Source organism: Paenibacillus sp. SZ31 (genome assembly GCF_012912005.1).
Lineage (GTDB): Bacteria > Bacillota > Bacilli > Paenibacillales > Paenibacillaceae > Paenibacillus.
On sequence record NZ_JABBEA010000014.1, the window covers coordinates 25,439 to 50,202 of the forward strand.

Annotated in this window: 20 protein-coding genes and 1 tRNA gene; 18 read left to right on the plus strand and 3 right to left on the minus strand. The window is 46.2% G+C overall.

Features of this window, described 5'->3' with window-relative positions:
- Window positions 1–94: 94 nt before the first annotated feature.
- Window positions 95–547: a hypothetical protein gene (locus HF638_RS22220; RefSeq protein ID WP_169482105.1), complete on the minus strand. Its 453-nt coding sequence runs from the start codon at window positions 545–547 to the stop codon at window positions 95–97.
- Window positions 548–878: 331 nt separating this feature from the next.
- Between HF638_RS22220 and HF638_RS22225 the strand changes: the two genes are divergently transcribed.
- From HF638_RS22225 to HF638_RS22270, 10 genes are all read left to right on the plus strand, one after another.
- Complete coding sequence (locus HF638_RS22225; RefSeq protein WP_169482106.1) at window positions 879–2,612, plus strand: tetratricopeptide repeat protein; 1,734 nt, start codon at window positions 879–881, stop codon at window positions 2,610–2,612.
- 173 nt (window positions 2,613–2,785) lie between these two features.
- On the plus strand, window positions 2,786–3,745 hold the full coding sequence (trxB, locus tag HF638_RS22230; RefSeq protein WP_169482107.1) for a thioredoxin-disulfide reductase: 960 nt from the start codon (window positions 2,786–2,788) through the stop codon (window positions 3,743–3,745).
- Between the two features lie 162 nt (window positions 3,746–3,907).
- A complete protein-coding gene (locus tag HF638_RS22235; protein ID WP_076333536.1) occupies window positions 3,908–4,939 on the plus strand; it encodes an AI-2E family transporter in 1,032 nt (343 codons plus the stop codon).
- Between the two features lie 445 nt (window positions 4,940–5,384).
- Entirely contained in the window at window positions 5,385–6,335 is a 951-nt protein-coding gene (locus tag HF638_RS22240; protein ID WP_169482108.1) for an ROK family glucokinase, read from the plus strand.
- Window positions 6,336–6,386: 51 nt separating this feature from the next.
- Window positions 6,387–7,286 carry an RNase adapter RapZ gene (rapZ, locus tag HF638_RS22245; RefSeq protein ID WP_017691251.1) on the plus strand — a complete coding sequence of 300 codons (900 nt, stop codon included), beginning with the start codon at window positions 6,387–6,389 and terminating at the stop codon, window positions 7,284–7,286.
- A gap of 13 nt (window positions 7,287–7,299) precedes the next feature.
- Complete coding sequence (locus HF638_RS22250; protein ID WP_017691250.1) at window positions 7,300–8,286, plus strand: gluconeogenesis factor YvcK family protein; 987 nt, start codon at window positions 7,300–7,302, stop codon at window positions 8,284–8,286.
- A gap of 6 nt (window positions 8,287–8,292) precedes the next feature.
- Window positions 8,293–9,231 carry a DNA-binding protein WhiA gene (whiA, locus tag HF638_RS22255; protein WP_169482109.1) on the plus strand — a complete coding sequence of 313 codons (939 nt, stop codon included), beginning with the start codon at window positions 8,293–8,295 and terminating at the stop codon, window positions 9,229–9,231.
- Between the two features lie 258 nt (window positions 9,232–9,489).
- Entirely contained in the window at window positions 9,490–9,759 is a 270-nt protein-coding gene (locus tag HF638_RS22260) for an HPr family phosphocarrier protein (protein ID WP_017691248.1), read from the plus strand.
- A gap of 157 nt (window positions 9,760–9,916) precedes the next feature.
- A complete protein-coding gene (locus HF638_RS22265) occupies window positions 9,917–10,669 on the plus strand; it encodes an SIMPL domain-containing protein (protein WP_169482110.1) in 753 nt (250 codons plus the stop codon).
- A gap of 386 nt (window positions 10,670–11,055) precedes the next feature.
- Complete coding sequence (locus HF638_RS22270) at window positions 11,056–12,153, plus strand: stalk domain-containing protein (RefSeq protein ID WP_169482111.1); 1,098 nt, start codon at window positions 11,056–11,058, stop codon at window positions 12,151–12,153.
- A gap of 171 nt (window positions 12,154–12,324) precedes the next feature.
- Here the strand turns inward: HF638_RS22270 and clpP are convergent, their stop codons facing one another.
- Both clpP and HF638_RS22280 read right to left on the minus strand, forming a co-directional pair.
- Window positions 12,325–12,921, minus strand: coding sequence for an ATP-dependent Clp endopeptidase proteolytic subunit ClpP (gene clpP / locus HF638_RS22275; RefSeq protein WP_169482112.1), 597 nt, complete (start codon window positions 12,919–12,921; stop codon window positions 12,325–12,327).
- A 178-nt stretch (window positions 12,922–13,099) separates the two neighbouring features.
- Window positions 13,100–13,174, minus strand: a tRNA-Arg gene (locus HF638_RS22280).
- 427 nt (window positions 13,175–13,601) lie between these two features.
- On the opposite strand from HF638_RS22280, the gene HF638_RS22285 reads away from it, so the two are divergent.
- The 8 genes from HF638_RS22285 (at window position 13,602) to rnr (ending at window position 24,733) form a co-directional block, all read left to right on the plus strand.
- On the plus strand, window positions 13,602–14,627 hold the full coding sequence (locus HF638_RS22285; RefSeq protein WP_169482113.1) for a sugar-binding transcriptional regulator: 1,026 nt from the start codon (window positions 13,602–13,604) through the stop codon (window positions 14,625–14,627).
- Window positions 14,628–14,735: 108 nt separating this feature from the next.
- Window positions 14,736–15,743: a type I glyceraldehyde-3-phosphate dehydrogenase gene (gene gap, locus HF638_RS22290; protein ID WP_017691243.1), complete on the plus strand. Its 1,008-nt coding sequence runs from the start codon at window positions 14,736–14,738 to the stop codon at window positions 15,741–15,743.
- A 149-nt stretch (window positions 15,744–15,892) separates the two neighbouring features.
- Window positions 15,893–17,074 (plus strand): phosphoglycerate kinase, encoded by a 1,182-nt coding sequence (locus HF638_RS22295; protein ID WP_169482114.1) that lies wholly within the window; start codon window positions 15,893–15,895, stop codon window positions 17,072–17,074.
- Window positions 17,075–17,107: 33 nt separating this feature from the next.
- The gene (gene tpiA / locus HF638_RS22300) at window positions 17,108–17,860 is read left to right on the plus strand and encodes a triose-phosphate isomerase (protein ID WP_076333467.1); all 753 of its coding nucleotides are present in this window, start codon (window positions 17,108–17,110) and stop codon (window positions 17,858–17,860) included.
- 1 nt (window position 17,861) lies between these two features.
- A complete protein-coding gene (gene gpmI, locus HF638_RS22305; protein ID WP_169482115.1) occupies window positions 17,862–19,406 on the plus strand; it encodes a 2,3-bisphosphoglycerate-independent phosphoglycerate mutase in 1,545 nt (514 codons plus the stop codon).
- 242 nt (window positions 19,407–19,648) lie between these two features.
- Complete coding sequence (eno, locus tag HF638_RS22310; RefSeq protein WP_169482116.1) at window positions 19,649–20,935, plus strand: phosphopyruvate hydratase; 1,287 nt, start codon at window positions 19,649–19,651, stop codon at window positions 20,933–20,935.
- Between the two features lie 213 nt (window positions 20,936–21,148).
- Window positions 21,149–21,382, plus strand: a complete 234-nt coding sequence (secG, locus tag HF638_RS22315) for a preprotein translocase subunit SecG (RefSeq protein WP_036616231.1) — start codon at window positions 21,149–21,151, stop codon at window positions 21,380–21,382.
- Between the two features lie 555 nt (window positions 21,383–21,937).
- Complete coding sequence (rnr, locus tag HF638_RS22320) at window positions 21,938–24,733, plus strand: ribonuclease R (protein ID WP_169482117.1); 2,796 nt, start codon at window positions 21,938–21,940, stop codon at window positions 24,731–24,733.
- Window positions 24,734–24,764 lie beyond the last annotated feature (31 nt).

Here is a 24,764-nt window from a genome sequence, read left to right on the forward strand (position 1 = left end):
CCATGGAGTCTTTATAGGGGTTTTGAAATTACGACTGTGTTTTCGTTTTAAGTCATAACTGTAGAAGACCGAGCCAAAAGGCTCGGTCTTCTTATCATTTCAGTTGCTCTAATGCAGTTTCAATTGGTGTAGTTAACAGAGGATTCTCTTTGGTCTTACTCCAGTAAACGATAAGAACATTTCCTTTCTCATATAGAAAAGGGAACGTTGTAAAATGGGCACCTTCCATGTTCTTATTGAATTCTATAGTCCCCTTTATGCGATCCTTTTCAGAATTGAAAATATAAAAATGTATAAATTCAGGGTTATCCGGTTCTTCTTCCACGGGGACTCCAATGGAGTACACTTCAGGTATAACATCATTTAATTTCAGTGGATACCCGGTTATGCCAAAGGATACTAAATTCAAGTTTTGAGATTCAAGCGCTGTTACTACATCATCTAGTGTGAGATTATTTTCTTCATTTTTTATATCTTCTGAACATCCGCTCAAGGCAAACAAACATATTAAGATAAATAGAAGTGGTTTTATTTTTGAGATAATCAATATACCCTCTCCTTAAAAATAATAATGATGCTACCTTGTAATATGAAGTGACACCGTAGTTGAAGAATAAATAAATGGCACATGGCTGATTCGTATACAATGCAATTATGAAAAATATTCAGATGGAGCATCAAATCAAGAGCTACATTTATCTTATCATCTTACCATAGTCGAAAGAAGCCAGTTGAGCGTCCTTAACCGACAAGGATGGAAGGTCATCTTTATTTGCATTTTTTTCATAAACGACATGAAACTACATATTGAGAAGTGGGCCATAAGATGTGGTATACTGAAGAGTATGAATGAAATGCAAAGAGGAGGTGCCTTGGAGATGAAGGGCAAGCTAGTGCGGGCTGAGGGACACCTTGCCAATATTATACCGATTCACTTGGATGCTTCTTTCTTTTTTGAAAGAGCTGTCCGCTCGCTGGACCGTAATCATGTCGACAAGGCATTAAAATATTTTCGCAAAGCTGTTGAATACGAACCGGAAAATCCGGTAAATCATTGTAATATGGCGGGTATATTATCGGAGAAGGGCGATTACGAAGCGTCCAATGCCATTTTGGCTAACGTGCTGGAAGTGGTAGATCCGTCGATGACGGAATGTTATTTTTATATGGCGAACAATTATGCAAATATGGACCGGTTTGAGGAAGCCGAGCAAGCACTTGTTACCTACTTGGAGGAGGACACCCAGGGTCAGTTCATGACAGAAGCTGAAGAGATGATGGAGCTGCTGTACTATGAGCTGGATCGTCCGGCCAAACTGAATCGAATTAAATCACGTAAAGGTGTAGTGGAGCACGATCAGGCACGGGAACTGTTGGAAGAAGGGAAATTCGCACAGGCTGCTGAGTTGCTCGAAGGCATGTCATCGGATTATCCTGACTACTTGGCTGCCCGTAACAATCTGGCACTTGCCTACTATTATATGGGGCTGTTTCCCAAAGCGAAAGAGACCATTGCCGAAGTGCTTGAACAGGAGCCCGGTAATCTGCATGCACTCTGTAATCTGGCCATTTTCCATCAAAATGAGAACCGGGCTGATCAAGTGCTGCTTCTGATCAAAAAATTGCGTGTTATCGTGCCATTCCAGCACGAACAAGTCTACAAGCTGGCTACAACGATGGGAATTCTGGGCCAACACGATACGGCTTATGTTCACTTCCGTCGTTTGCTTAAGGACGAAGAGACAGCAGCAGATCCGGCACTTGCTCACTATGCGGCAGTGGCGGCTTATAATACAGAGCGTTATGACGCTGCTGAGCGTCTATGGCATTATGTGTCCAAGCTTGATCCGGGTTCCGAAGTATCCCGGTACTATCTGTCAGGTCTTGAGGCTGTACGGCAAGGCGAGCAAGAGCCGGAGAAGCTGAGTTATCACTATCATTTGCCGTTTGACGAGCAGTTCAGACAGTGGGAGAACTATGGTAACGGCATACCTGAAGAAATGAAGAATGATCCACTAATTCGTTCATCGTTCTTCTGGGCTTTGCGACATGGTGATCGGGCAACCAAGCTGCAGGTTATTCATGCACTTGGGATGATCGGTGATTATGAGGTGCAGCAGGCGCTACAATCCTTTATTGAGGAACCGGGAGAAGAACAGGATCTGCTTGAGGCAGCACAAGCTGTGCTGGATGGATTGAAATCGGCTGAACAAGAGGAGCAGAATACACAGGTGGTTCGTCCCTTTTCTCCTGTAGCTTTGAAGTCCATCGGGAAGGCTCAATCCACATCAGAGCAATCGGAGACTCACTCAACCTCTCATTGGCAGGCTGTTGTTGATCGTGCGCTCCAGATGTCTGAGGCGAAGGCTGAGTTGCAGCAAGAGATGGAACGGCTCTGGACGGATTATGTATCCCGGGTACATCCCGAGGTTCCGGGAACGAAGCAGATTGAAGGCTGGGCTGCGGGACTTGAATATTTGGCTGCCAAGAATCACAGTCGACCTGTTACCTATCAAAGCGTAGCTGAGCGGTATGGGATATCGGCATCAACGGTTAGCAAGTATGCTAAACAGATCCATCGGGTTTGTAACAGCAACCCACCACTTGTATAGAAAGAAAGTTCGCTTCAACTCGTTTTCAGAAAGACATCATAAGGTGAAGGATACAACAACCGGGAAAACGGGTAAACTTAACGAATGGGCCTCGTAAACGCCTGTAGGATATCATCTTGCAAGTTCATCGCTAGTACAACACACTCTCACCTTATTAAGGAGGCTGTATCTATATGTCTAAATACAGAACGATTGTGATCGGAACGGGACCTGCGGGTCTGACAGCAGCGATATATCTGGCTCGTGCTAATCTGAACCCACTGGTTATCGAAGGTCTTCAGCCGGGTGGTCAATTGACGACGACAACGGAAGTTGAGAATTTTCCTGGTTTTCCGCAAGGTATCATGGGTCCGGAACTGATGGACAACATGCGTAAGCAAGCAGAACGTTTTGGAGCGGAATTCAAAAATGGTTGGGTAGAAGAGGTGGATTTCAGCAAACCTCCCTTCAAGGTCAAAGTTGGAGGAATGGGTGAACTGGAAGCTGAATCGATCATCATCTCCACAGGTGCTTCTGCTCGTTATCTGGGTATTCCGGGCGAGCAGGAGAATGTGGGACGTGGTGTAAGTACATGTGCGACATGTGATGGCTTCTTCTTCCGCGGTAAAAAAATTGTGGTCGTGGGCGGTGGTGACTCCGCCATGGAGGAAGCAAGCTTCTTGACTCGTTTTGCAACGGACGTCACATTGGTTCACCGCCGGGATGAGTTGCGTGCATCCAAGATCATGCAAGATCGGGCTCGCAGCAATGAGAAGGTAAAGTGGGCACTGAACCGTACTCCTCTTGAGGTCGTACCTGAAGCGCTGGGTGTCAAAGGGCTGAAGGTGCGTAACAACGAGACGGGGCAGGAAGAGTTACTTGAAGCGGATGGCGTATTCGTTGCCATTGGTCACACACCGAATACCGGATTCCTGGGTAATGCGATCGCACTGGACGAACATGGCTATGTTGTCGTTAAACCGGGAACAACGGAGACCAATATTCCGGGTGTATTTGCCTGTGGTGATGTTCAGGATACGAAGTATCGTCAAGCCATTACGGCAGCCGGATCAGGTTGTATGGCCGCGATGGATTGCGAGAAATTCCTTGAAGGAAGCATTGTGCATGATTGGAGCGAAACGTTGGATAAGTAAGCATGACATGCGTGAGGGTAGTCATATGCTAGGAATAAGAGACAACGGGAAGTCTCATGAAATGAGAGAAGCCGGAAGGCTTCTCTTTTTTTGAAACTACAGTGGGCATGAGTTCGTATACATATGGGGCATATTAGCTGTGAGGTGAAGATTTTGGGGGAAATGATAAAAGATTGGTTACAGAATGCAACAGTGAGACGGTTTTTGATTCTGCTCTTGTTCTGTTTAATTTTGTTCAGTATGGGGAGTATGCTGCACATGATTCTGCTGTTGTTCCTGGTGACGTATGTCATGAACAGGCTACAGCACTTTATTACAGGTGGTTTGAATCGGTTATTTAAGATCAATTATAAAGTCGTGGTCATCCTGCTCTATATGATCGTTATCGCAGTGATTGTGCTGGGTATCTCCAGATATTCACCACGGATCGTGGATCAGGTTGTGCAGCTGACGAACGAGATTATGAAGTTTCTGGACAGTGCAGACGGTGATAATTTTGCTTCCAAGATTGCGGGTTACCTCCAATCCTTCGATATCAAAAACTACACCAATGATGCATTGAAATATATTTTCGCTTTGAGCAAATGGTTGGAGTTTATTCTGCTCGTTATCATTCTGAGTCTGTTCTTCTTGTTGCAGAAGCAGGAGATATCCAAATTCACATCCAAATTCAAAACAAGCAAAATCGGCTGGTTTTATACTGAAGTAGCTTACCTGGGCGACAAGTTCGTTTCTTCTTTCGGTAAAGTTATTGAGGCGCAATTGCTGATTGCCGTATTCAATACGGTGCTGACGATGCTGGGGCTCTGGATTCTGGGCTATCCGTATTTGTTCGCGCTGACCATTCTCGTATTTATGTTAAGTTTGGTGCCAGTGGCAGGGGTGATTATCTCTCTGGTGCCGCTCTGTCTGATTGGGTATCAGATGGGTGGACTGAAACTGAGTATTATCGTGATCATCATGATTATTATCATTCATGCATTGGAAACCTACTTCCTGAATCCAAAGCTGATGGCACACAAGACCAAATTGCCGATGTTCTACACCTTTATCGTACTGATTCTGTCGCAACACTTCCTGGGGATCTGGGGACTGATCATTGGTATTCCAATCTTCGTCTTCCTGCTCGATATTCTGGATGTTAACAAGATGGAGAAGACAGAAGAGCCGGTGCGTGTGGAAACGAAGTTATAATGTAAGAGGATTGACCGAGTTGAACCAAGTTCAACAACTTCAGATGTTTTTGAAAAAGTAAGGGCGCCTTCCATCTGCGGAAGGCGCTTTTGTGTTGACTATGCTGTCATTCGATAGCTCTCTGTATGAGAATGACTGGTGGTGGATTGAGTGAGATGGGTCACCACGATGAGGTGACGATGATCATCTTTTATGAATGGAACGAGTGATGATGCAATATCATGAGTGGAGGCTTCCTCTGTTATAGAGGAAGGAATGAAGCGTGCGTTTATAAATGAAGATAATGAGGATGTATACGTATTCAAAAACGGTGTGTGATGTGGTTCACAACCCCGGCGGAGCAGGAGGTACTAGAGGTCTTCTCGTCTTGACCCAGGCGTATCCTTCAATTATAGTTGGTACGTAGGACTTAAACTATTTTAGATAGATAAAGGTGGCTTGCAGCATGTCTGAGAAAATCTACGTTGGGGTCGATCTCGGCGGAACAGCAATCAAGGTCGGTATATGCGATGAACAAGGTCAGCTAATGCATACGTTTGAAGGACCGACAGAAGTGGATAAGGGCGTAGACACGGTCATCGCCAACATCGAGAAGTATGTCCGACATATCGTAGCCGAATCACCTTACAGTTGGGAACAACTTGAGGGTGTAGGTGCTGGAGTGGCCGGTTTCACGAATGTACGTGAGGGAATTATCGTTCATGCCCCTAACATCGGATTTCGGAATGTAGCCATTCGTTCGATTCTGGAAGAACGTCTGGGCAAGCCAATCAAAATAGATAATGATGCCAATGTAGCTGCACTGGGTGAAGTATGGGCAGGTGCTGGCAAAGGCGTAGACAATTGCGTATGTTATACCCTTGGTACGGGCGTTGGCGGAGGCTTGATCCTGAATGGTAACATCTATCAAGGATTCTCCGGTATGGCGGGAGAGCTGGGTCATATCAGTGTTGTCCCTGATCTGGAAGCCATCAAGTGCGGCTGTGGTAAAATGGGATGTGTTGAGACGGTATCGTCTGCAACAGGTATTATCCGGATGGCAAAAGATGCAGTAGAACGCGGTGATCATACGTCACTGGCACTCGTTGACAAGATTGCAGCCAAAGAAGTATTTGATGCTGCCAAGGCAGGCGATGAAGTGGCACAGCGTATTGTAAACCGTGCGGCCTTCTACTTGGGCAAGTCCATGGCTACTGTAGCAGCTGTCATTAACCCGGAGATGTTCATCATCGGTGGTGGCGTATCCAAAGCGGGCAATTTCCTGTTCGATGAAATACGTACCGTATTTGCTAAGTTGACACCGGAACCGTTGCAAGATGGGGTTCAGATTCTGGAAGCTACCCTTGGTAATAATGCAGGTATTGTGGGTGCAGCAGGTCTTCTCTTGCGTTCCTAGTAACCTCGTAACAATATATGAAGACAGCAATATGATAAGGAGGGGACATTTATGCTTGAAGGTGAAGGCTCACCAGGCACAGGCGCCACGCTCATTATCATTACGGGCATGTCCGGAGCAGGTAAAACCATTGCAGTACAAAGCCTGGAGGATCTGGGGTTCTTCTGTGTGGATAATCTGCCACCGGTATTGATTCCAAAATTTGCGGAACTGATTGAACAGTCAAACGGCAAGATTGGTAAGGTTGCATTGGTTATCGATCTGCGCGGGCGTGAATTCTTTACGGCTCTGTCCGAGTCTTTGAACTATATTAAAGATCATTTTACCATTCATTGCGAAATTTTATTCCTGGATGCTACAGATTCTGTACTTGTTCAGCGTTACAAAGAAAGTAGGCGCAGACATCCATTGGCTCCTGAGGGTATGCCGCTGGACGGCATCAGGCTGGAGCGCAAGATGTTGGAGGAACTCAAAAACTCCGCGACTCAGGTACTGAATACAAGTACAATGAAGCCTGCTCAATTGAAAGAACGTATCATATCCCGCTTTTCTCATCTGGAAAGCCAAATGCTGTCGGTGAATATTACGTCGTTCGGTTTCAAGTATGGCATTCCGATCGATGCCGATCTGGTATTTGATGTACGTTTTTTACCGAATCCGCATTATATTGATCATTTGCGTCCAAATACGGGACAGAATAGTGATGTGTATGAATATGTTATGAAATGGCCAGAGACACAGGCGTTTCTGACAAAGCTGCTGGATATGCTGCATTTCCTGATTCCGCAATACCGGAAGGAAGGCAAAAGCCAGGTTATTATTGGAATCGGCTGTACCGGAGGCAAGCATCGTTCGGTAGCAATATCGGAATATTTGGGCAAGATGTTGGGAAGCAGCGAGACTGAAGCTGTCACCGTGAGCCATCGCGACGCTGACCGGGACCGTCATTGAAGAGGGTGAAGGGATGAAAGAGGCCGGACCACGAAGAGAACGTCCGAGAATAGTTGTAATGGGCGGCGGAACCGGATTATCCGTGATGTTGCGCGGTTTGAAAGAGAAGCCGCTGGATATCACGGCCATCGTCACAGTTGCAGATGATGGTGGAAGTTCAGGCATCCTGCGCAATGAGCTACAAATGCCGCCTCCGGGCGACATTCGCAACGTGCTTACGGCACTGGCTGATGTAGAACCATTGCTTTCAGATATGTTGAAGTACCGTTTCAATACAGGCGCGGGGCTTGCAGGCCACAGCTTGGGGAATTTGATTTTGGCTGCAATGACGGATATTTCGGGCGACTTCGTGACCGCGGTGCGGGAACTTAGCCGCGTGTTTGCCGTTCGAGGTGAGGTATTACCAGCCGCCGGTCAGGCTGTTGTGTTGCATGCTGAGATGGAAGATGGGACAATTATTACAGGTGAGTCCAAGATCCCGGAGGCAGGCGGACGCATCAAACGCGTTTTCCTTGAACCGGATCACGTGGAGCCGTTGCCAGAAGCGGTAGAGGCTATTCGACAAGCTGACGCCATTCTAATCGGACCAGGCAGCCTCTATACAAGCATCCTCCCCAATCTGCTCGTGCCGAAGCTCGCAGAGGCTGTGGTAGAGGCTGACGCGGTGAAGATGTTTATCTGTAATGTGATGACACAGCCGGGAGAAACAGATAACTATACGGTAAGTGACCACCTTAAGGCGGTACACGAACATATAGGTCATCAGCTCTTTGACTATGTTATCGTAAATAATGGTGATATTCCGCTGCAAGTACAGAATAAGTATGCGGAAAAAGGAGCAAAACCGGTTGTACTGGACATGAATGTACTCGAAAGTGCCGGCTATCAGGTGGTTGCAGATACCCTTGTTCTGTTCAAAACCTATCTGCGTCATGATGCCGACAAGTTAAGTCATCACATCTACCAACTGGTACAAAATTGGATGTTACGGAAGAGGTGAAGTCCCATGTCGTTTGCAGCACAGACCAAAAAAGAATTAACCATGATCGAGAGCGAACCGTGCTGCGAAAAGGCGGAACTTTCAGCCCTCATCCGTATGCTTGGTGCAGTGCAGTTATCGAATAAAAAAGTGATCTTGGATATTTCGACGGAGAATGCCGCGATTGCAAGACGGGCATACTCTCTGCTTAAAAAGCATTTTCAAGTGCATACGGAATTACTGGTCCGCAAAAAAATGCGGCTGAAAAAGAACAATGTATATATTGTTCGTATTCCAACCATGGTACAGGAGATTCTCAATAGTCTTCATATTGTATCTGAGGGCTTTCTGTTTACGCCAGGGATCAGTACGGAGCTGTTTCAGCAAAACTGTTGTAAACGGGCCTATCTTCGCGGTGCATTTCTCGCAGGTGGATCGGTTAATAATCCGGAAGGTTCCTCGTACCATCTGGAGATTGCATCCATGTATGAGGAGCACTGTCAGGCACTGGTCGATCTGGCGAATGAATTTCATCTGAATGCCCGGTGTATAGAACGGAAAAAAGGATTCATCCTATATATCAAGGAAGGCGAGAAAATCATTGAGCTGCTTAGCATCATTGGTGCTCATCAGGCCTTGTTCAAGTTTGAAGACGTACGGATTATGCGCGACATGCGTAACTCCGTTAACCGGATTGTCAATTGTGAGACCGCCAACCTGAATAAGACCATCGGAGCGGCGGTAAGGCAAATTGATAATATCCGTTTGTTGCAAAAGGAAGTTGGTCTGGAATCGCTACCTGAGAAGCTTCGCGAAGTAGCGGAAGTTCGGCTCGCTCATCCGGATATCAACTTGAAGGAAGTGGGCGAACTTCTTAAAGGTTCAGTCAGCAAGTCGGGAGTGAACCATCGGCTTCGCAAAATTGATGAGCTGGCTGAGAAAGTACGCACAGAACGTTATGGTTAAGACGTAGTAGGGTAAAGTAACAAAGTCGGCTGTTTCTGTTGAACAAAAACGTAGCAGACAAGCCGGATGTAAAGGAACCAGAAGAGTCACTCAGGCAGCTTGGTGCCATGTGTAATGGTGATGAAAAGGGGCATAGTAATGCCCTCAAAAGCACCCTGAGTTTTTTCTTCTAGTGTCCGGCACAGGTTAATGTTATAATGTTGTATAAATATAATTGTGTATTTAATGTCCAGATTTCATAATAGGGGGTAAGTTTCCATGACAAAGCACCCGGTAGTTGTCCGTTTGAAAACGGGTCTCCATGCCAGACCTGCGGCACTGTTCGTTCAAGAAGCGAATAAGTACTCATCTGAAGTGTTCGTCGAGAAGGACGACAAAAAAGTTAATGCAAAAAGTATCATGGGGATCATGAGCCTTGCGATCAGCACAGGTACGGAAATCCAGATTAGTGCAGAAGGCGCGGATGCCGAACAGGCTGTAAACGCTTTAGTTAGTCTGGTAAGTAAGGAAGAGCTCGAAAACCAATAAGATATGATTCATTTCAATGAAGAAGTCCCGAAAGGGGCTTTTTTGCGTTTTTATTGTTTTCGCCATCGTCAAGTGCAACATTATGGAATTTGTCCCGTCTGTTAAGGTATCAAATGCTTTAAAGTTTGAGATGTTAACACACAAGGGGGCTATCGTGATGGGTAAACAATGGATGAAACCGTTTGGTGCGGTGCTGGTGGCAAGTACGTTGCTTATTGGAGGAACAGCATGGGTTGCACCAGGTAACTATGCTTACGCTGCAGAGGTTCAGGGCGTACAACAGAATGTGATTAATGTCGTGGGTAAAGGTGAGATTCAGGTGAAACCGGATATTGCTTACCTATCCATTGGTGTGAACAGCACTGCAGAGACAGCTGCATCTGCCCAAAAAGCGAATGCTGCCAAAGTTCAAAAGGTATCCAATTTGCTGAAAAATACGTGGAAGATCAGTGGAGACGACATTCAAACGAGTCAGTTCTCTGTACAACCCAACTACACGTATAGCGAAAAAGACGGACAACAAATTAAAGGATACACAGCGCATCATACGCTGACGGTCACATATCGTGAGATGGACAAAATCGGCGAGCTGCTCGATGCTGCTTCACAAGCAGGTGCCAATAATATTGAGAACGTGCGCTTTACTGTAGAAAATCCGGAAAGTTATGAGTCCCAAGTGATTGAGAAAGCTGTTGCCAATGCAGATGTGAAAGCTGGAGCTATTGCAAAAGCAGTTAAACGTCAACTGGGTGCTGTTCTTTCCGTGAGCCAAGGCGATGCCAATGTGCCTGTATTCTATGCAAGTGAGGCTTTGATGTCCAAAGCAGCAGATACAGCAGGTGGCACTGAGATTGAAACAGGCCAAGTTAAAGTAAGCACAATCTTGAATATCACGTATGAAATGAAATAAACAAGATTGAATTAGGATTGTAAGCTAGAGTAACCTTTTAAGTGTCATTCGAAAGAGTGCAACGAAATAATGACAAAGACTTTGTCCTCAGGACAGGGTCTTTTTTGTTGCAAAATCAGACTTTGATGAAGTTAGAAGAGAGGGCACCCTTTTGAAGCTGATTAAAATGCTATCTTTAGGTGTCTTTTTTGTATAGTTGTTCGTGACAAAAAGGTCATATCCCGTTATATTTTCCCTCTGATATTCATCAACATTGTAACTCGGGCTGTAAACCTTTCCGAAATCGGGTTAATTATAATAGAGAGGTGAGCGTATGAGATATGCGATCAGTTCAGGATTACATACGCAATGATCCCTAATTGTAAATTCAGAGAGGAGTTTTATATATGACATCATGGAAAAAATGGACAAGTGCGTTGCTGGCAGCAGGAATTATTGTGGGGAGCGGTGCAGTGTGGCAAGATAGTTCGGTACAAGCGGCTTCTGTATCCTCCAAAGTAACAACCCCGGCTGAGGTGACCCTGAAATCAGGTGGGAAAACACTGACTCAAAAAGGACTTCTACAAGGAGGCTCAACCTGGGTATCTCTTACGGCAGTTAAAGATGTAGCAGGTGGAACCTTGAAATATGATGCGAAAACCAAAGAGTATGCTCTGACAGCAGCCAATAACACGATGACCATCAGCCTTTTGGACGGCCAGCCGAGTGTTCGGATTAACAACTATTATCCTCAAGTGGACGCGAAGCTGATCAACGGCAGATTATATATTCCATTCTCAGCTATGAGAGATTATCTGGGTGTACAGGGGAACTGGGATGGCAAAACCAAAACGTTGACGCTCAGTAAGGTAAAACAAAATAGTGTGAAAGTTAAAGCGGCGACAGTCAATGTTACTGTGAAAAATGCTGAAGTGGATGTTCAGTACCCGCAAGTGAGTGGACTTGCAAGCAAAGAAGCTGAAGCGGCGATCAACAAGGTGCTGAAAGATGAAGTGGATGCATATGTAGCTGACTTCAAGAAACAGACATCTGAGTTCGGTGGCGCAACCGCCAACCGCCCGTATGCATTTGAGAGCTCTTATGTGGTGACCTACAATGAAAGCGGCGTACTGGGACTCATTACACAACGATACGAGGATTATGCTGGCGCTCACGGTATGACATTCCGCACGGGCCACACGTTTGCACTGGACACAGGCAAGGAGCTTACGTTAGATGATGTACTGCAAAATAACAAAACGATGCGCGAGACGTTGGGTAAAAAAGTCGGCGAACAGCTGAAAGCTCGCGGTGGATACCTCGAGGGTTACAAAGGCTTAAATAAAGATCAGGATTTCTATGTGACACCAACGGGTGTGGTCGTGTTCTTCCAGCTGTATGAGTATACGGCGTACGCAGAGGGATTCCCTGAAATGCCATTTACGTATAAAGAGCTTCTCCCTAAAGGCACAGAACCTTTTAGTGACGTAACGGGGACGAAATAACGGATCATTATTGTGCACTCATACGTTATTTTTCTTAATAAAATAAAAAGAAGAAGCCCCCATCATGTGTTCATGATGGGGGCTTCTTCTCGTATAGACAACACAATGATGTGTTGCTGATTACGTTGGGTGTTGATTATGTTAACTTGTAGACCGTAGTCTACGTCACACTTAGATGCCTTGGGAACCTACGTTTTCGATAACTTTATCAATGATACCGTAATCGGCAGCTTCAGCAGCACTCATGAAGTAGTCACGATCCGTGTCTTTCTCGATCTTCTCCAACGGTTGACCTGAACGCTCAGAAATGATGCGGTTCAAGGTATCACGCATTTTCAGGATGCGGCGAGCACGAATTTCGATGTCGGTAGCTTGACCTTGAGCACCACCAAGTGGTTGGTGAATCATGATTTCACTGTTAGGCAACGCAAAACGTTTCCCTTTCGCACCGGCATTCAGCAAGAATGCACCCATGGAAGCCGCCATACCTACACAGATGGTAGATACATCCGGTTTGATGAATTGCATTGTATCGTAAATGGCCATACCAGCTGTAATGGATCCGCCTGGGCTGTTGATGTATAAGTGAATGTCTTTCTCCGGATCTTCCGCAGCTAGGAACAACATCTGCGCCATGATGGCATTTGCCACAACGTCATTAACGTCGCTACCAAGGAAAATAATACGATCCTTCAGCAATCTGGAATAGATGTCATAGGCGCGCTCACCCCGGTTGCTCTGTTCAACGACCATAGGAATAAAACTCACGTGAAAAACCTCCTCGGAAATGTAAATGTTATTGGTGTTTATACTTAAACTGTTACCGTATTACCCACATAATAAACAATTCCAAACAAAAAGTCAAAGAAAGTCAAACTAACTTGCAAAAAAAAGAAACCTTTCCGGTTTCATTGGTTAAAAGGGTTATGAGCTGTTAAATAAAAAATGGCGCGCCCGCCAAGAATCGAACTTGGATCTCAGGCTTCGGAGGCCTACGTCATATCCATTGGACCACGGGCGCACATTATGTGACAGCAATACTGATTATAGCTCATGGAATATTTAATTGCAAGCAGTTCGTTATGTATGTTGGTTTGGATTGAGCTAAAAATGATCATGATGAAGAAGAGTGGATAAAGAGTGCATTTAAGTAAATGCTATTAGAGGTTTTGGACATGCCGTATGAAATGTGATTCTGAGCGATATGTAGACGAGAATAATTTGTTTCTTCTATATATGGTATGCGTGAGGCAGTCCTAGATCATGGAAGTCTAGGATTGTGAAAATAGGCGCGTACAAACGCTGAAAGCGTGTCGAAATAACACGTTGAAACACTTGCATGTCACGTCAGTTTTAGGTAGAATAGACGTGGGACTTAAAAAGTTAACCCGGGACGTTTTAGGGCCACGAAAGAGAGCTTGGAACGAGAACTTGCGGGAGTGGAAAGCATGCGAACGATTTTAGAAATACAAAAGCAGCTTCTGCCTGATCTCATGGATATCTTGAAAAAGAGGTATACGATTCTGCAACAGATCATGTTATCGGATGTGATCGGACGGAGAACGTTAGCTAATTCCATGCAGATGACCGAGCGGGTTCTGAGGGCTGAGACCGATCTGTTAAAGGCTCAGGGACTTATTGAAATTGACAGTGCAGGAATGAAGATCAGCGAGGCAGGGTATGATTTGCTGCAGCAGTTAGAGCCCGTTGCCAAAGAGTTGTTCGGATTATCCGAGCTGGAAGAGCGCATCAAGCAAGCCTACGGTCTGCAAAAGGTAGTTGTGGTTCCTGGCGATTCGGATGTTTCTCCATTTGCCAAAAGGGAACTGGGCAGAGCCGGAGCGAAGGCTCTCGGCAATATCATGAGTGACAACGACGTTGTCGCCGTTACTGGCGGATCAACAACGGCCGAAGTCGCAGAGCAACTTAATCCACCAACATCGCTCAAAGGTGTCTGGTTCGTACCGGCACGCGGTGGACTTGGAGAAAGTCTTGAAATTCAGGCCAATACGATCGCATCCACAATGGCAAAACGGGTAGGAGCGCAATACAAACTCCTGCATGTACCGGATTTGCTTAGTGATCATGCCTATGAATCATTAATTCAGGACCCGAGTGTTCAGGAGATTCTACAGCTGATCAGGCAATCGCGGATTGTTATTCATGGAATTGGTGATGCCGTGGAGATGGCAACGAGACGCAAACTTGCGACGGAGATTGTAGATGAACTCCAGGAGCAAGGGGCCGTATCTGAATCTTTCGGTTATTACTTTAATGATCAGGGTGAGGTGGTACATACCATGCTTACACTGGGAATGCGACTTCAGGATATTGAACGAACCGATGTCGTGATCGGAATTGCAGGTGGCAAAAGCAAAGCTGCTGCCATACACTCCGTGCTGCGATTTGGTCAGGAAGATATTCTGATTATTGATGAGGCAGCTGCCGAAGTCATCGTAGCCGAAATGGAATAAGAGTTCAATTTTCATCACAACCATTGTTGTCTTGACGGACTTCACCGTCTGTCTTGAATATATAAGTTTCATAAAAAAAATTAATCAAAACTTGGGAGGAACTTACTCATGATTAAAGTAGGTATTAACGGTTTTGGACGTATTGGACGCTTGGCATTCCGCCGTATTCAAAATGTAGCAGGCATCGAGGTAGTAGCAATCAACGACTTGACTGACGCTAAAATGCTGGCTCATTTGCTCAAATATGATACAACTCAAGGTCGCTTCGATGGCGATGTTGAAGTACACGATGGCTTCTTCAAAGTGAACGGCAAAGAAGTTAAAGTATTGGCTAACCGTAACCCAGAAGAACTTCCTTGGGGCGACCTGGGCGTAGATATCGTTCTGGAATGTACTGGTTTCTTCACAACTAAAGAAGCAGCTGAGAAACACTTGAAAGGCGGAGCTAAGAAAGTTGTTATTTCCGCACCAGCTACTGGCGACATGAAAACCATCGTTTACAATGTAAACCATGAAATCCTCGACGGTACTGAAACTGTAATCTCCGGCGCATCTTGCACAACAAACTGCCTGGCACCTATGGCAAAAACACTGCAAGACAAATTCGGAATCGTTCAAGGTTTGATGACTACAATTCACGCTTACACTGGCGACCAAAACACGTTGGATGCTCCACACCCTAAAGGTGACTTCCGTCGTGCTCGCGCAGCAGCTGAAAACATCATCCCTAACACAACTGGTGCTGCTAAAGCAATCGGTCTGGTAATCCCAGAACTGCAAGGCATCCTTGATGGTGCAGCTCAACGTGTACCAGTAGCTACTGGTTCCCTGACTGAGCTCGTAACTGTTCTGAACAAAAAAGTAACGGCTGAAGAAGTTAATGCAGCTATGCAAGAAGCTTCCGATCCAGAAACTTTCGGATACACAGAAGACGAAATCGTATCTTCCGATATCCAAGGAATCACTTTCGGTTCCCTGTTTGATGCAACTCAAACTAAAGTTCTGACTGTTGGCGACCAACAATTGGTTAAAACTGTAGCTTGGTATGACAATGAAATGTCCTACACTGCACAATTGGTTCGCACTTTGGAGCACTTTGCAAAAATGATTAAGTAATATCTGCAATAACATAGAGCGGAAACAGATGCTATTGTTTCCGCTCTTTATATATCTACATTTTGCAAATTTCTCAAAAACACCAGGATTGACAGGGGATTCTAGCTCTTGATTGGTCCACCAAATACATGGGTGCGGAGGAAATACAGATGAACAAAAAAAGTGTACGCGATATCGAATTGACAGGAAAACGGGCTTTTGTCCGTGTAGATTTCAATGTGCCGCTCGAAGATGGTAAAATTACAGATGACAAACGTATTCGTGCAACGCTTCCTACAATCAACTTCTTGATTGAAAAAGGCGCTAAAGTCATTTTGGCAAGCCACATGGGTCGTCCTAACGGCGAAGTGGTTGAGTCCTTGCGTTTGACTCCAGCAGCTGAGCGTTTGTCTGAATTGCTTGGTAAAACAGTGGTTAAAGCTGACGGTTCTGTTGGCGACGCTGTTAAAGCTCAAATCGCTGAACTGAACAACGGCGACGTATTGTTGCTTGAGAACGTTCGTTTCCACGCAGGCGAAGAGAAAAATGATCCAGAACTTGCAAAACAATTTGCTGAACTGGCTGACGTTTTCGTTAACGATGCGTTTGGCGCGGCTCACAGAGCACATGCTTCGACTGAAGGAATCGCTCACTTGCTTCCAGCAGTGTCCGGTTTGTTGATGGAGAAAGAACTTGAAGTGTTGGGTAAAGCAATCTCCAACCCTGAGCGTCCTTTCACAGCTATCATTGGTGGATCCAAAGTTAAGGACAAAATCGATGTGATCGACAACCTGCTGAACATTGCAGACAACGTAATCATCGGTGGCGGTCTGACTTACACGTTCTTCAAAGCACAAGGACATGAAATTGGACAATCCTTGCTGGATGATTCCAAACTTGATGTAGCTCTCGGTTTCATCGAAAAAGCGAAAAAACTGGGCAAAAACTTCTACCTGCCGGTAGATATCGTAGTGTCTGACGATTTCAGTGCGAAAGCTAACACACAAATCGTTGACATCGATGGTATCCCAGCAGATTGGGAAGGCATCGACATCGGTCCTAAAACACGTGAGATCTATGCTGACGTAATCAAAAACTCCAAATTGGTTGTATGGAACGGACCAATGGGCGTATTTGAAATCGAGCCATTCTCCTACGGTACTCGTGCAGTAGCAGAAGCTTGCGCAGAGACAGAAGCTTACACTGTAATTGGTGGCGGTGACTCCGCAGCAGCAGCTGAGAAGTTCAAATTGGCTGACAAAATGAACCACATCTCTACAGGTGGCGGTGCATCGCTCGAGTTTATGGAAGGCAAAGTGCTTCCAGGCGTAGTGGCATTGAACGACAAGTAAGTTTTAGTCTATAGCATGAAGGAGTTGAAACCCATGAGAACACCGATTATCGCAGGTAACTGGAAAATGTTCAAAACGGTTTCCGAATCCAATGACTTCATTCAGGAAGTTAAAGGAAAAGCGGAAGTTGAAGGCGTAGAGACTGTAATCTGCGCACCGTTTACAAATCTGCCATCCCTGGTAGAAGCCGTTAAAGGCACAAACATCAAAATTGGTGCACAAAATCTTCACTTTGAAGACAATGGTGCATTCACAGGTGAAATCAGCGGCGTAATGCTGAAAGACCTTGGTGTGGATTACGTTATTATTGGTCACTCGGAGCGCCGTCAATATTTTGCGGAAACCGATGAGACTGTCAATAAAAAGTTGCATGCAGCATTCCGTCACGGATTGACTCCAATCTTCTGTCTTGGTGAGACGCTCGAAGAGCGCGAAGCGAACCAAACAAAAGACGTATGCAAAGTACAAACGGTGGCTGCTTTTGAAGGTCTGTCCGCAGAGCAAGCTGCACAAGTCGTTATCGCTTATGAGCCAATCTGGGCGATTGGTACAGGCAAATCCTCCACTTCCCAAGATGCGAATGAAGTTATTGCTTACATCCGTACGCTGGTGAAGGATCTGTACAACGAGACGGTTGCGAATGCAGTTCGTATTCAATACGGCGGCAGTGTTAAACCAGAAAACGTAACAGAATACCTCGGACAAAGCGACATCGACGGCGCACTTGTTGGCGGTGCCAGCTTGCAGCCGGCTTCGTTCATCGCGCTTGTTGAGGGGGCGAAGTAAGATGACAGCTCCAAAACCTGTAGCACTGATCATCATGGATGGCTTTGGTCTGCGTAACACGGTGGAAGGTAATGCGGTAGCGCAAGCCAAGAAACCGAACTACGACCGTTTCATGAGCCAATTCCCACATACAACACTCACTGCTTGCGGTGAAGCTGTAGGTTTGCCAGAAGGGCAAATGGGAAATTCCGAGGTAGGTCACCTGAACATTGGTGCCGGCCGGATCGTATACCAGGATTTGACCCGTATCTCCAAATCCATTCGTGACGGCGAGTTCTACGACAATGAAACACTTGTCAAAGCTGTTCGCGAAGCGAAACAAAGCGGTAAAAAGCTTCATCTCTACGGCTTGTTGTCCGATGGCGGCGTACATAGTCACATCGACCACCTGTTTGCTATGCTGGATCTCGCCAAAAAAGAAGGAATGAATGATGTATATATTCATGCTTTCATGGATGGCCGTGATGTTATGCCAGACAGTGGTAAAGACTTCATGCAGAAACTGATCGCTAAGATTGAAGAAGTCGGTGTAGGTAAAATCGCAACGGTTCAAGGTCGCTATTACGCGATGGACCGTGACAAACGTTGGGAACGGGTTGAGAAATCATACCGCGCCATCGTTTATGGAGATGGACCGAAATACACTGACCCACTCAAAGCGGTTGAAGAATCGTATGAGAAATCCGTATTTGATGAATTCGTTGAACCAACGGTTATTGTCAAAGCGGATGGTGAGCCGGTAGGTTTGGTAGAGAGCGGCGATTCCGTTATCTTCCTCAACTTCCGTCCTGACCGTGCGATCCAGTTGTCGCAAGTATTCACGAACCAGGATTTCCGCGGTTTCGATCGTGGACCGAAGTTCCCAGTGGGCTTGCACTTTGTATGCTTGACTTTGTTCAGTGAGACGGTTGAAGGTTATGTGGCTTATTCGCCGAAGAACCTCGACAACACGCTGGGTGAAGTTTTGGTGCAGAACAATAAAAAACAACTGCGTATTGCAGAAACGGAGAAATACCCGCACGTTACCTTCTTCTTCAGCGGCGGTCGTGATGTGGAGCTTCCGGGCGAAACTCGCGTACTGATCAACTCACCAAAAGTTGCAACGTATGACCTGCAACCGGAGATGAGCGCGTATGAAGTGGCTGACGCATGTGTTCGCGAGATCGAAGCAGACAAACATGACGCCATCATTCTGAACTTTGCTAACCCTGATATGGTTGGACACTCCGGCATGCTGGAACCTACCATTAAAGCGGTTGAAGTAACAGATGAGTGCATGGGCCGTGTTGTGGATGCAGTACTTGCCAAAGGCGGCGTTGTACTGATCACTGCGGATCATGGTAACGCGGATATGGTGTTCGATGAGCGAGGACGTCCGTTCACAGCTCATACTACGAACCCAGTTCCATTTATCGTTACCGATGCAAATGTAACCCTGCGTGAAGGTGCAATCTTGGCGGATATCGCGCCAACGATCCTTGACCTGATGCAATTGCCTAAACCGGCTGAGATGACAGGTACATCCGTCATCGCTACCCGTAAATAAGTTACGTAACAACATATATGAAATTGGGAAGTTTGGAGTTTACCCCTGAACGAAGGAAGCAGAAATTGTCTGAAGAAGCGTTAGCGTTCGCCTTTATCACATGATTCCAACTTATGAAAATAAGTTCAAAGGAATCAGGGGATAACAGCGATCAGAGGACAATTCTGCTAACGTAGTGGAAAAGGGAAAACACAAGTGGTCCTAATTTATAATAAATTCAAATTTAAAGGAGATTATCACAAATGACTATTATTTCTGACGTGTACGCTCGCGAAGTCCTCGACTCCCGCGGTAACCCTACAGTAGAAGTTGAAGTATACCTGGAGTCCGGCGCAATCGGACGCGCAATCGTTCCATCCGGTGCATCCACTGGTGCCCACGAAGCAGTTGAGCTTCGCGATGGCGACAAATCCCGTTACCTCGGTAAAGGCGTTCTGCAAGCTGTTAAAAACGTAAACGAAACAATCGCTCCAGAAGTTATCGGTATGGACGCATTGGATCAACTGGGTATCGACAAATTGATGATCGCTTTGGATGGTACGCCAAACAAAGCTAAATTGGGTGCTAACGCAATCTTGGCTGTATCCATGGCAGTAGCTCGCGCAGCTGCTGATGCTCTGGACCTGCCATTGTACGTTTACCTGGGCGGATTCAACGCTAAAGCACTGCCAGTACCAATGATGAACATCATCAACGGTGGTGAGCATGCTGACAACAACATCGACGTTCAAGAGTTCATGGTTCTTCCAGTTGGAGCACCAAGCTTCAAAGAAGCTCTTCGTGTAGGTGCGGAAATCTTCCACAACCTGAAATCCGTATTGAGCTCCAAAGGCTTGAACACAGCTGTAGGTGACGAAGGTGGTTTTGCACCGAACCTTGGTTCGAACGAAGAAGCAATCACTACAATCATCGAAGCTATTGAAAAAGCAGGTTACAAACCAGGCGTTGACGTATTCCTGGGTATGGACGTTGCTTCCACTGAGTTCTACAAAGATGGTAAGTACACACTTGCTGGCGAAGGTAAATCTTACACTTCCGCTGAGTATGTTGACCTTCTGGCTTCATGGGTTGAGAAATACCCAATCATCACAATCGAAGACGGTATGTCCGAAGATGACTGGGATGGTTGGAAATTGCTCACAGAAAAACTGGGAGACAAAGTACAACTCGTTGGTGACGACTTGTTCGTAACGAACACTGAGCGTCTGGGTAAAGGTATCGACCAAGGTATCGGTAACTCCATCCTGATCAAAGTTAACCAAATCGGTACATTGACTGAAACATTCGATGCAATCGAAATGGCTAAACGTGCAGGATATACAGCTGTAATCTCCCACCGTTCCGGTGAGTCCGAAGACAGCACAATCGCTGACATCGCTGTTGCAACTAACGCTGGTCAAATCAAAACGGGTGCTCCTTCCCGTACAGACCGTATTGCGAAATACAACCAATTGCTTCGCATTGAAGATCAACTGGGTGAATTGGCTCAATACAATGGTCTTAAAGGATTCTACAACCTTAAAAAATAAGCTGGATATCCAGCTTTTACGGGCAAGCCGGGTAACCGGCTTGTCTTTTTTTATTGAAACGTAATAATGGTATGCCTTACGGATTAAGTAGATGGTGAAATTTAGGGCATTCTATGAACTGTACTACTTGTAGTACAACAATAGCTATGTTACAATTAAAGTAACTGTTTTTATGGTGAGATGTTATGCCCACATGGGTAGGAGGTGGAAAGAATGGATATTGCTTTGAAATTGCTGCTCGTTGTCTTCTCGATCGGTCTAATCACTGTAGTATTGCTGCAGCACGGGAAAAGCGCTGGTTTGGCGGGTGCCATCTCCGGTGGTGCGGAACATCTTTTCGGTAAAACGAAAGCGCGCGGATTGGATCTCTTCCTGCAACGTGCAACGGTGGTACTGGGTGCAGGATTTATGATTTTGTCTATTGTTGTTACGGTTGTTTCCAAGTAAGACTTGGATCTGCTGAGCAATGAATAGCTTAAGCTAATGGCTTAATTGATGAACCTTCGTTTCGTGGAGAAACGGGGGTTTTTTAATAAATTCTTACGCGTCCAAAGTTTTCCAACGATATATAGACTCCATGATTTCGGTCTTCTTCTCACTTCTGTTCGGTTTTCCTTCCTTAGTGTGCAACACACCCCTATCATGTATGGTATGTCCCTCGCTTATTCGTTACGCGAACTTACTCCTTATAATGAATGTCATGTGTACAGAAAATTTTCGGATATAGTCTTTTTCCAGATGCGTACAGCACTTGTATCGCATAAAATGTCTGTAGAGATACGTGAAAGCGTGATTATAGAGGAGCGCCCGGCAACTGTGGTTTTTTTGCGAGGTACGGATGGGCCGGATTGAATTCGTGTATACTAGGGTATGAGATAGTAGGGATGCACTACTACACTCTTCACGACAGTGACATGGTATTGCATGAAAATGGTAAGTATTCCGATACATAAAGAGATGAGACTTGATTACACTTTTATGTTTCCCGAGGTGAATATATTAATGATAACAGAACAACAATTGCTCGACTTCATGCGGGAAACCGCTTATAAACCGATGACTTATCAGGAGTTGGAACAGCACTTCGCGATCGAAGATGCAGCTGATTTCAAAGCCTTTTTGATTATGCTTAATACGCTGGAGGAATCCGGCAAAGTTTTGTTGACCCGTAACAATCGCTATGGCATGCCAGAGCGCATGGATTTGGTACGCGGACGTTTACAAGCTCACGCCAAAGGGTTTGCTTTCCTCATTCCTGAGGATCGGGAGCACCCGGATGTGTACATTCATGCCAATGATATGAAGAGTGCGATGAATGGTGACACGGTATTCGTTAAAGTAACATCGCAAGGACCTTCTGGCGGTCGCCTGGAGGGTGAGATCGTTCGTATTGTTACTCGTGCTGTAACACAGGTTGTTGGTGTGTTCCAAAGCCATGAGGTGTACGGCTTCGTCATTCCGGATGATAAACGGATTAATCGCGATATTTTCATCCCACGTACCAACTTTGCAGGGGCTGTTGATGGACAGAAGGTCGTAGCAAAGATCGTCAGCTACCCAGAGGGTCGTGCTGCAGCTGAAGGTGAAGTGATCGAGATTCTCGGTCATAAGGATGAGCCGGGTATTGATATTTTGTCCGTTATTCGCAAGCATCAGCTGCCTGAAGCTTTCCCGGATGAAGTGGTAGAAGAGGCTGAGAAAGCACCAGACTCCATCACCGATGAAGAGATTGTACAACAGGGTCGCCGTGATCTGCGCGGACTTAACATTGTTACGATTGATGGCGAAGATGCCAAGGATCTGGATGATGCTGTAAATGTAGAGAAGCTGCCTAACGGTAACTATCGTCTGGGTGTTCATATTGCCGACGTTGGCTATTATGTGCAGGAAAATTCCAAGCTGGATCAGGAAGCCTACAACCGTGGATGCAGTGTGTATCTGGTGGACCGGGTTATTCCGATGTTGCCACAGCGTCTGTCCAACGGGATCTGTAGTTTGAATCCACAGGTAGACCGCTTGACCCTGTCTTGTGAGATGGAGTTTAACGACCAGATGAAGGTTGTGAAACATGACATTTTCACGAGTGTGATCAAAACCAAAGAGCGGATGACGTATTCCAACGTTCGCAAAATCCTTGAAGGTGAAGAGCCGGAATTGCTCGAGCGATATAAGGATCTGGTGGATGATTTCCATCTGATGAAAGAGATCGCCTTGAAGCTGCGTGCCATGCGTATGCGCCGTGGTGCGGTTGACTTTGACTTTGAAGAATCCAAAATCATTGTGGATGCAGAATGCAAACCGGTGGATATCGTGAAACGGGAGCGTTCGATTGCGGAGCAAATCATTGAAGAGTTCATGCTTGTGGCCAACGAAACAGTGGCAGAGCATTTCCACTGGTTGAAGGTTCCGTTCATTTATCGTGTGCATGAAGACCCGGATCAGGAAAAACTGCAAAATTTTCTCGCCTTTGCGGCGAATTTTGGACACCAAGTCAAAGGACGTGGCAACGCAATTCATCCACGTGCACTGCAATCGTTGCTTGAGGATATTAGCGGTACGAAGGAACAGACCGTGATCAGTACGATGATGCTGCGTTCCATGAAACAGGCGAAGTATGATTCCGAAATGTCAGGTCACTTTGGCCTGGCGGCAGAATTCTATAGTCACTTTACGTCTCCAATTCGTCGTTATCCCGATCTCGTCATTCACCGGGTGATTCGCGAAGTGATCGAGAACAAAGGCGCTTTGCTGGAGAACCGTCAGGAGTACCTGGCTGGACGCATGGCCGATATTGCGCAGCAATCTTCGGAACGTGAACGTGTGGCGGTAGAAGCTGAGCGGGATACAGAGAAGATGAAGAAAGCCGAGTACATGCTCGATAAAGTAGGCGAAGAGTTCGAAGGCATGATCAGCAGTGTGACCAGTTTCGGTATGTTCATTGAACTGGAAAACACGGTTGAAGGTCTGATTCGCTTGAGCGCGCTCACGGACGACTATTACCATTTTGACGATCAGCATATGGCTCTGATTGGTGAACGTACCTCAAAAGTCTTTCGCATCGGTGATGAAGTGAAGATCCGTGTGGCACGTGTAAGCATGGAAGAGTATACGATTGATTTTGAAATGGTGGATATGAAACCTCGCGGTGAACGTCCTGGCGGCGGCTTCGGTGGCGGAAGTGGCGGTAAAGGTGGACGCCCAGCAAGCGGGGGCGGACGCGGTGGTGCCAAGGGTGGACCAGGTGGATTCAGTGGTTCGCGTGGCGGCAAAGGCGGCTCAGCTGGCGCTGGAGCCAACCGTGGTGGCAGATCACCGGAAGAGAGCAGCAAAGGTAGCCGTGGCGGTCGTAGTGGAGCTGCGAGTGCAGGTGCGGGCGCAGGCTCATCCGGTGGCTATGCAGGTAAAGGTGGCGGCAAACCAAAAGGCGAGCGTCGTGCTGGTGAAGCTAGCGGATCGACTGGCCGTGGCAAAGGCGCGGTAAGCTTTGGTTTTGGCTCAGGTAAAGGCGGTTATAGCTCTACATCGGGTGGACCGGATAGTGGTTCAACGAGTGGACAAGGAAGTGGCCTGAACAGCGGTAGTCGCGGTGAGGGAAGCTTCAAGTCCGGCAAGGGCGGCGGTAAAGGTGGCAAAGGCGGAAGTGGACGCAAGAACACTTCACCGAGCGGCGTATTTATCGGAGAAGCAGCAACACCTGGTGGCGCTCAGGAAGGCGGAGCACCACGTCGTAAGCGGAAGAAGAACAAAGATTCTTCTGGCAACGGCACAGCGGCTTTTGTTCGTAAAAAGAAAAAATAATAATGCTTCAGTCACTTGGAGAACTGGATTG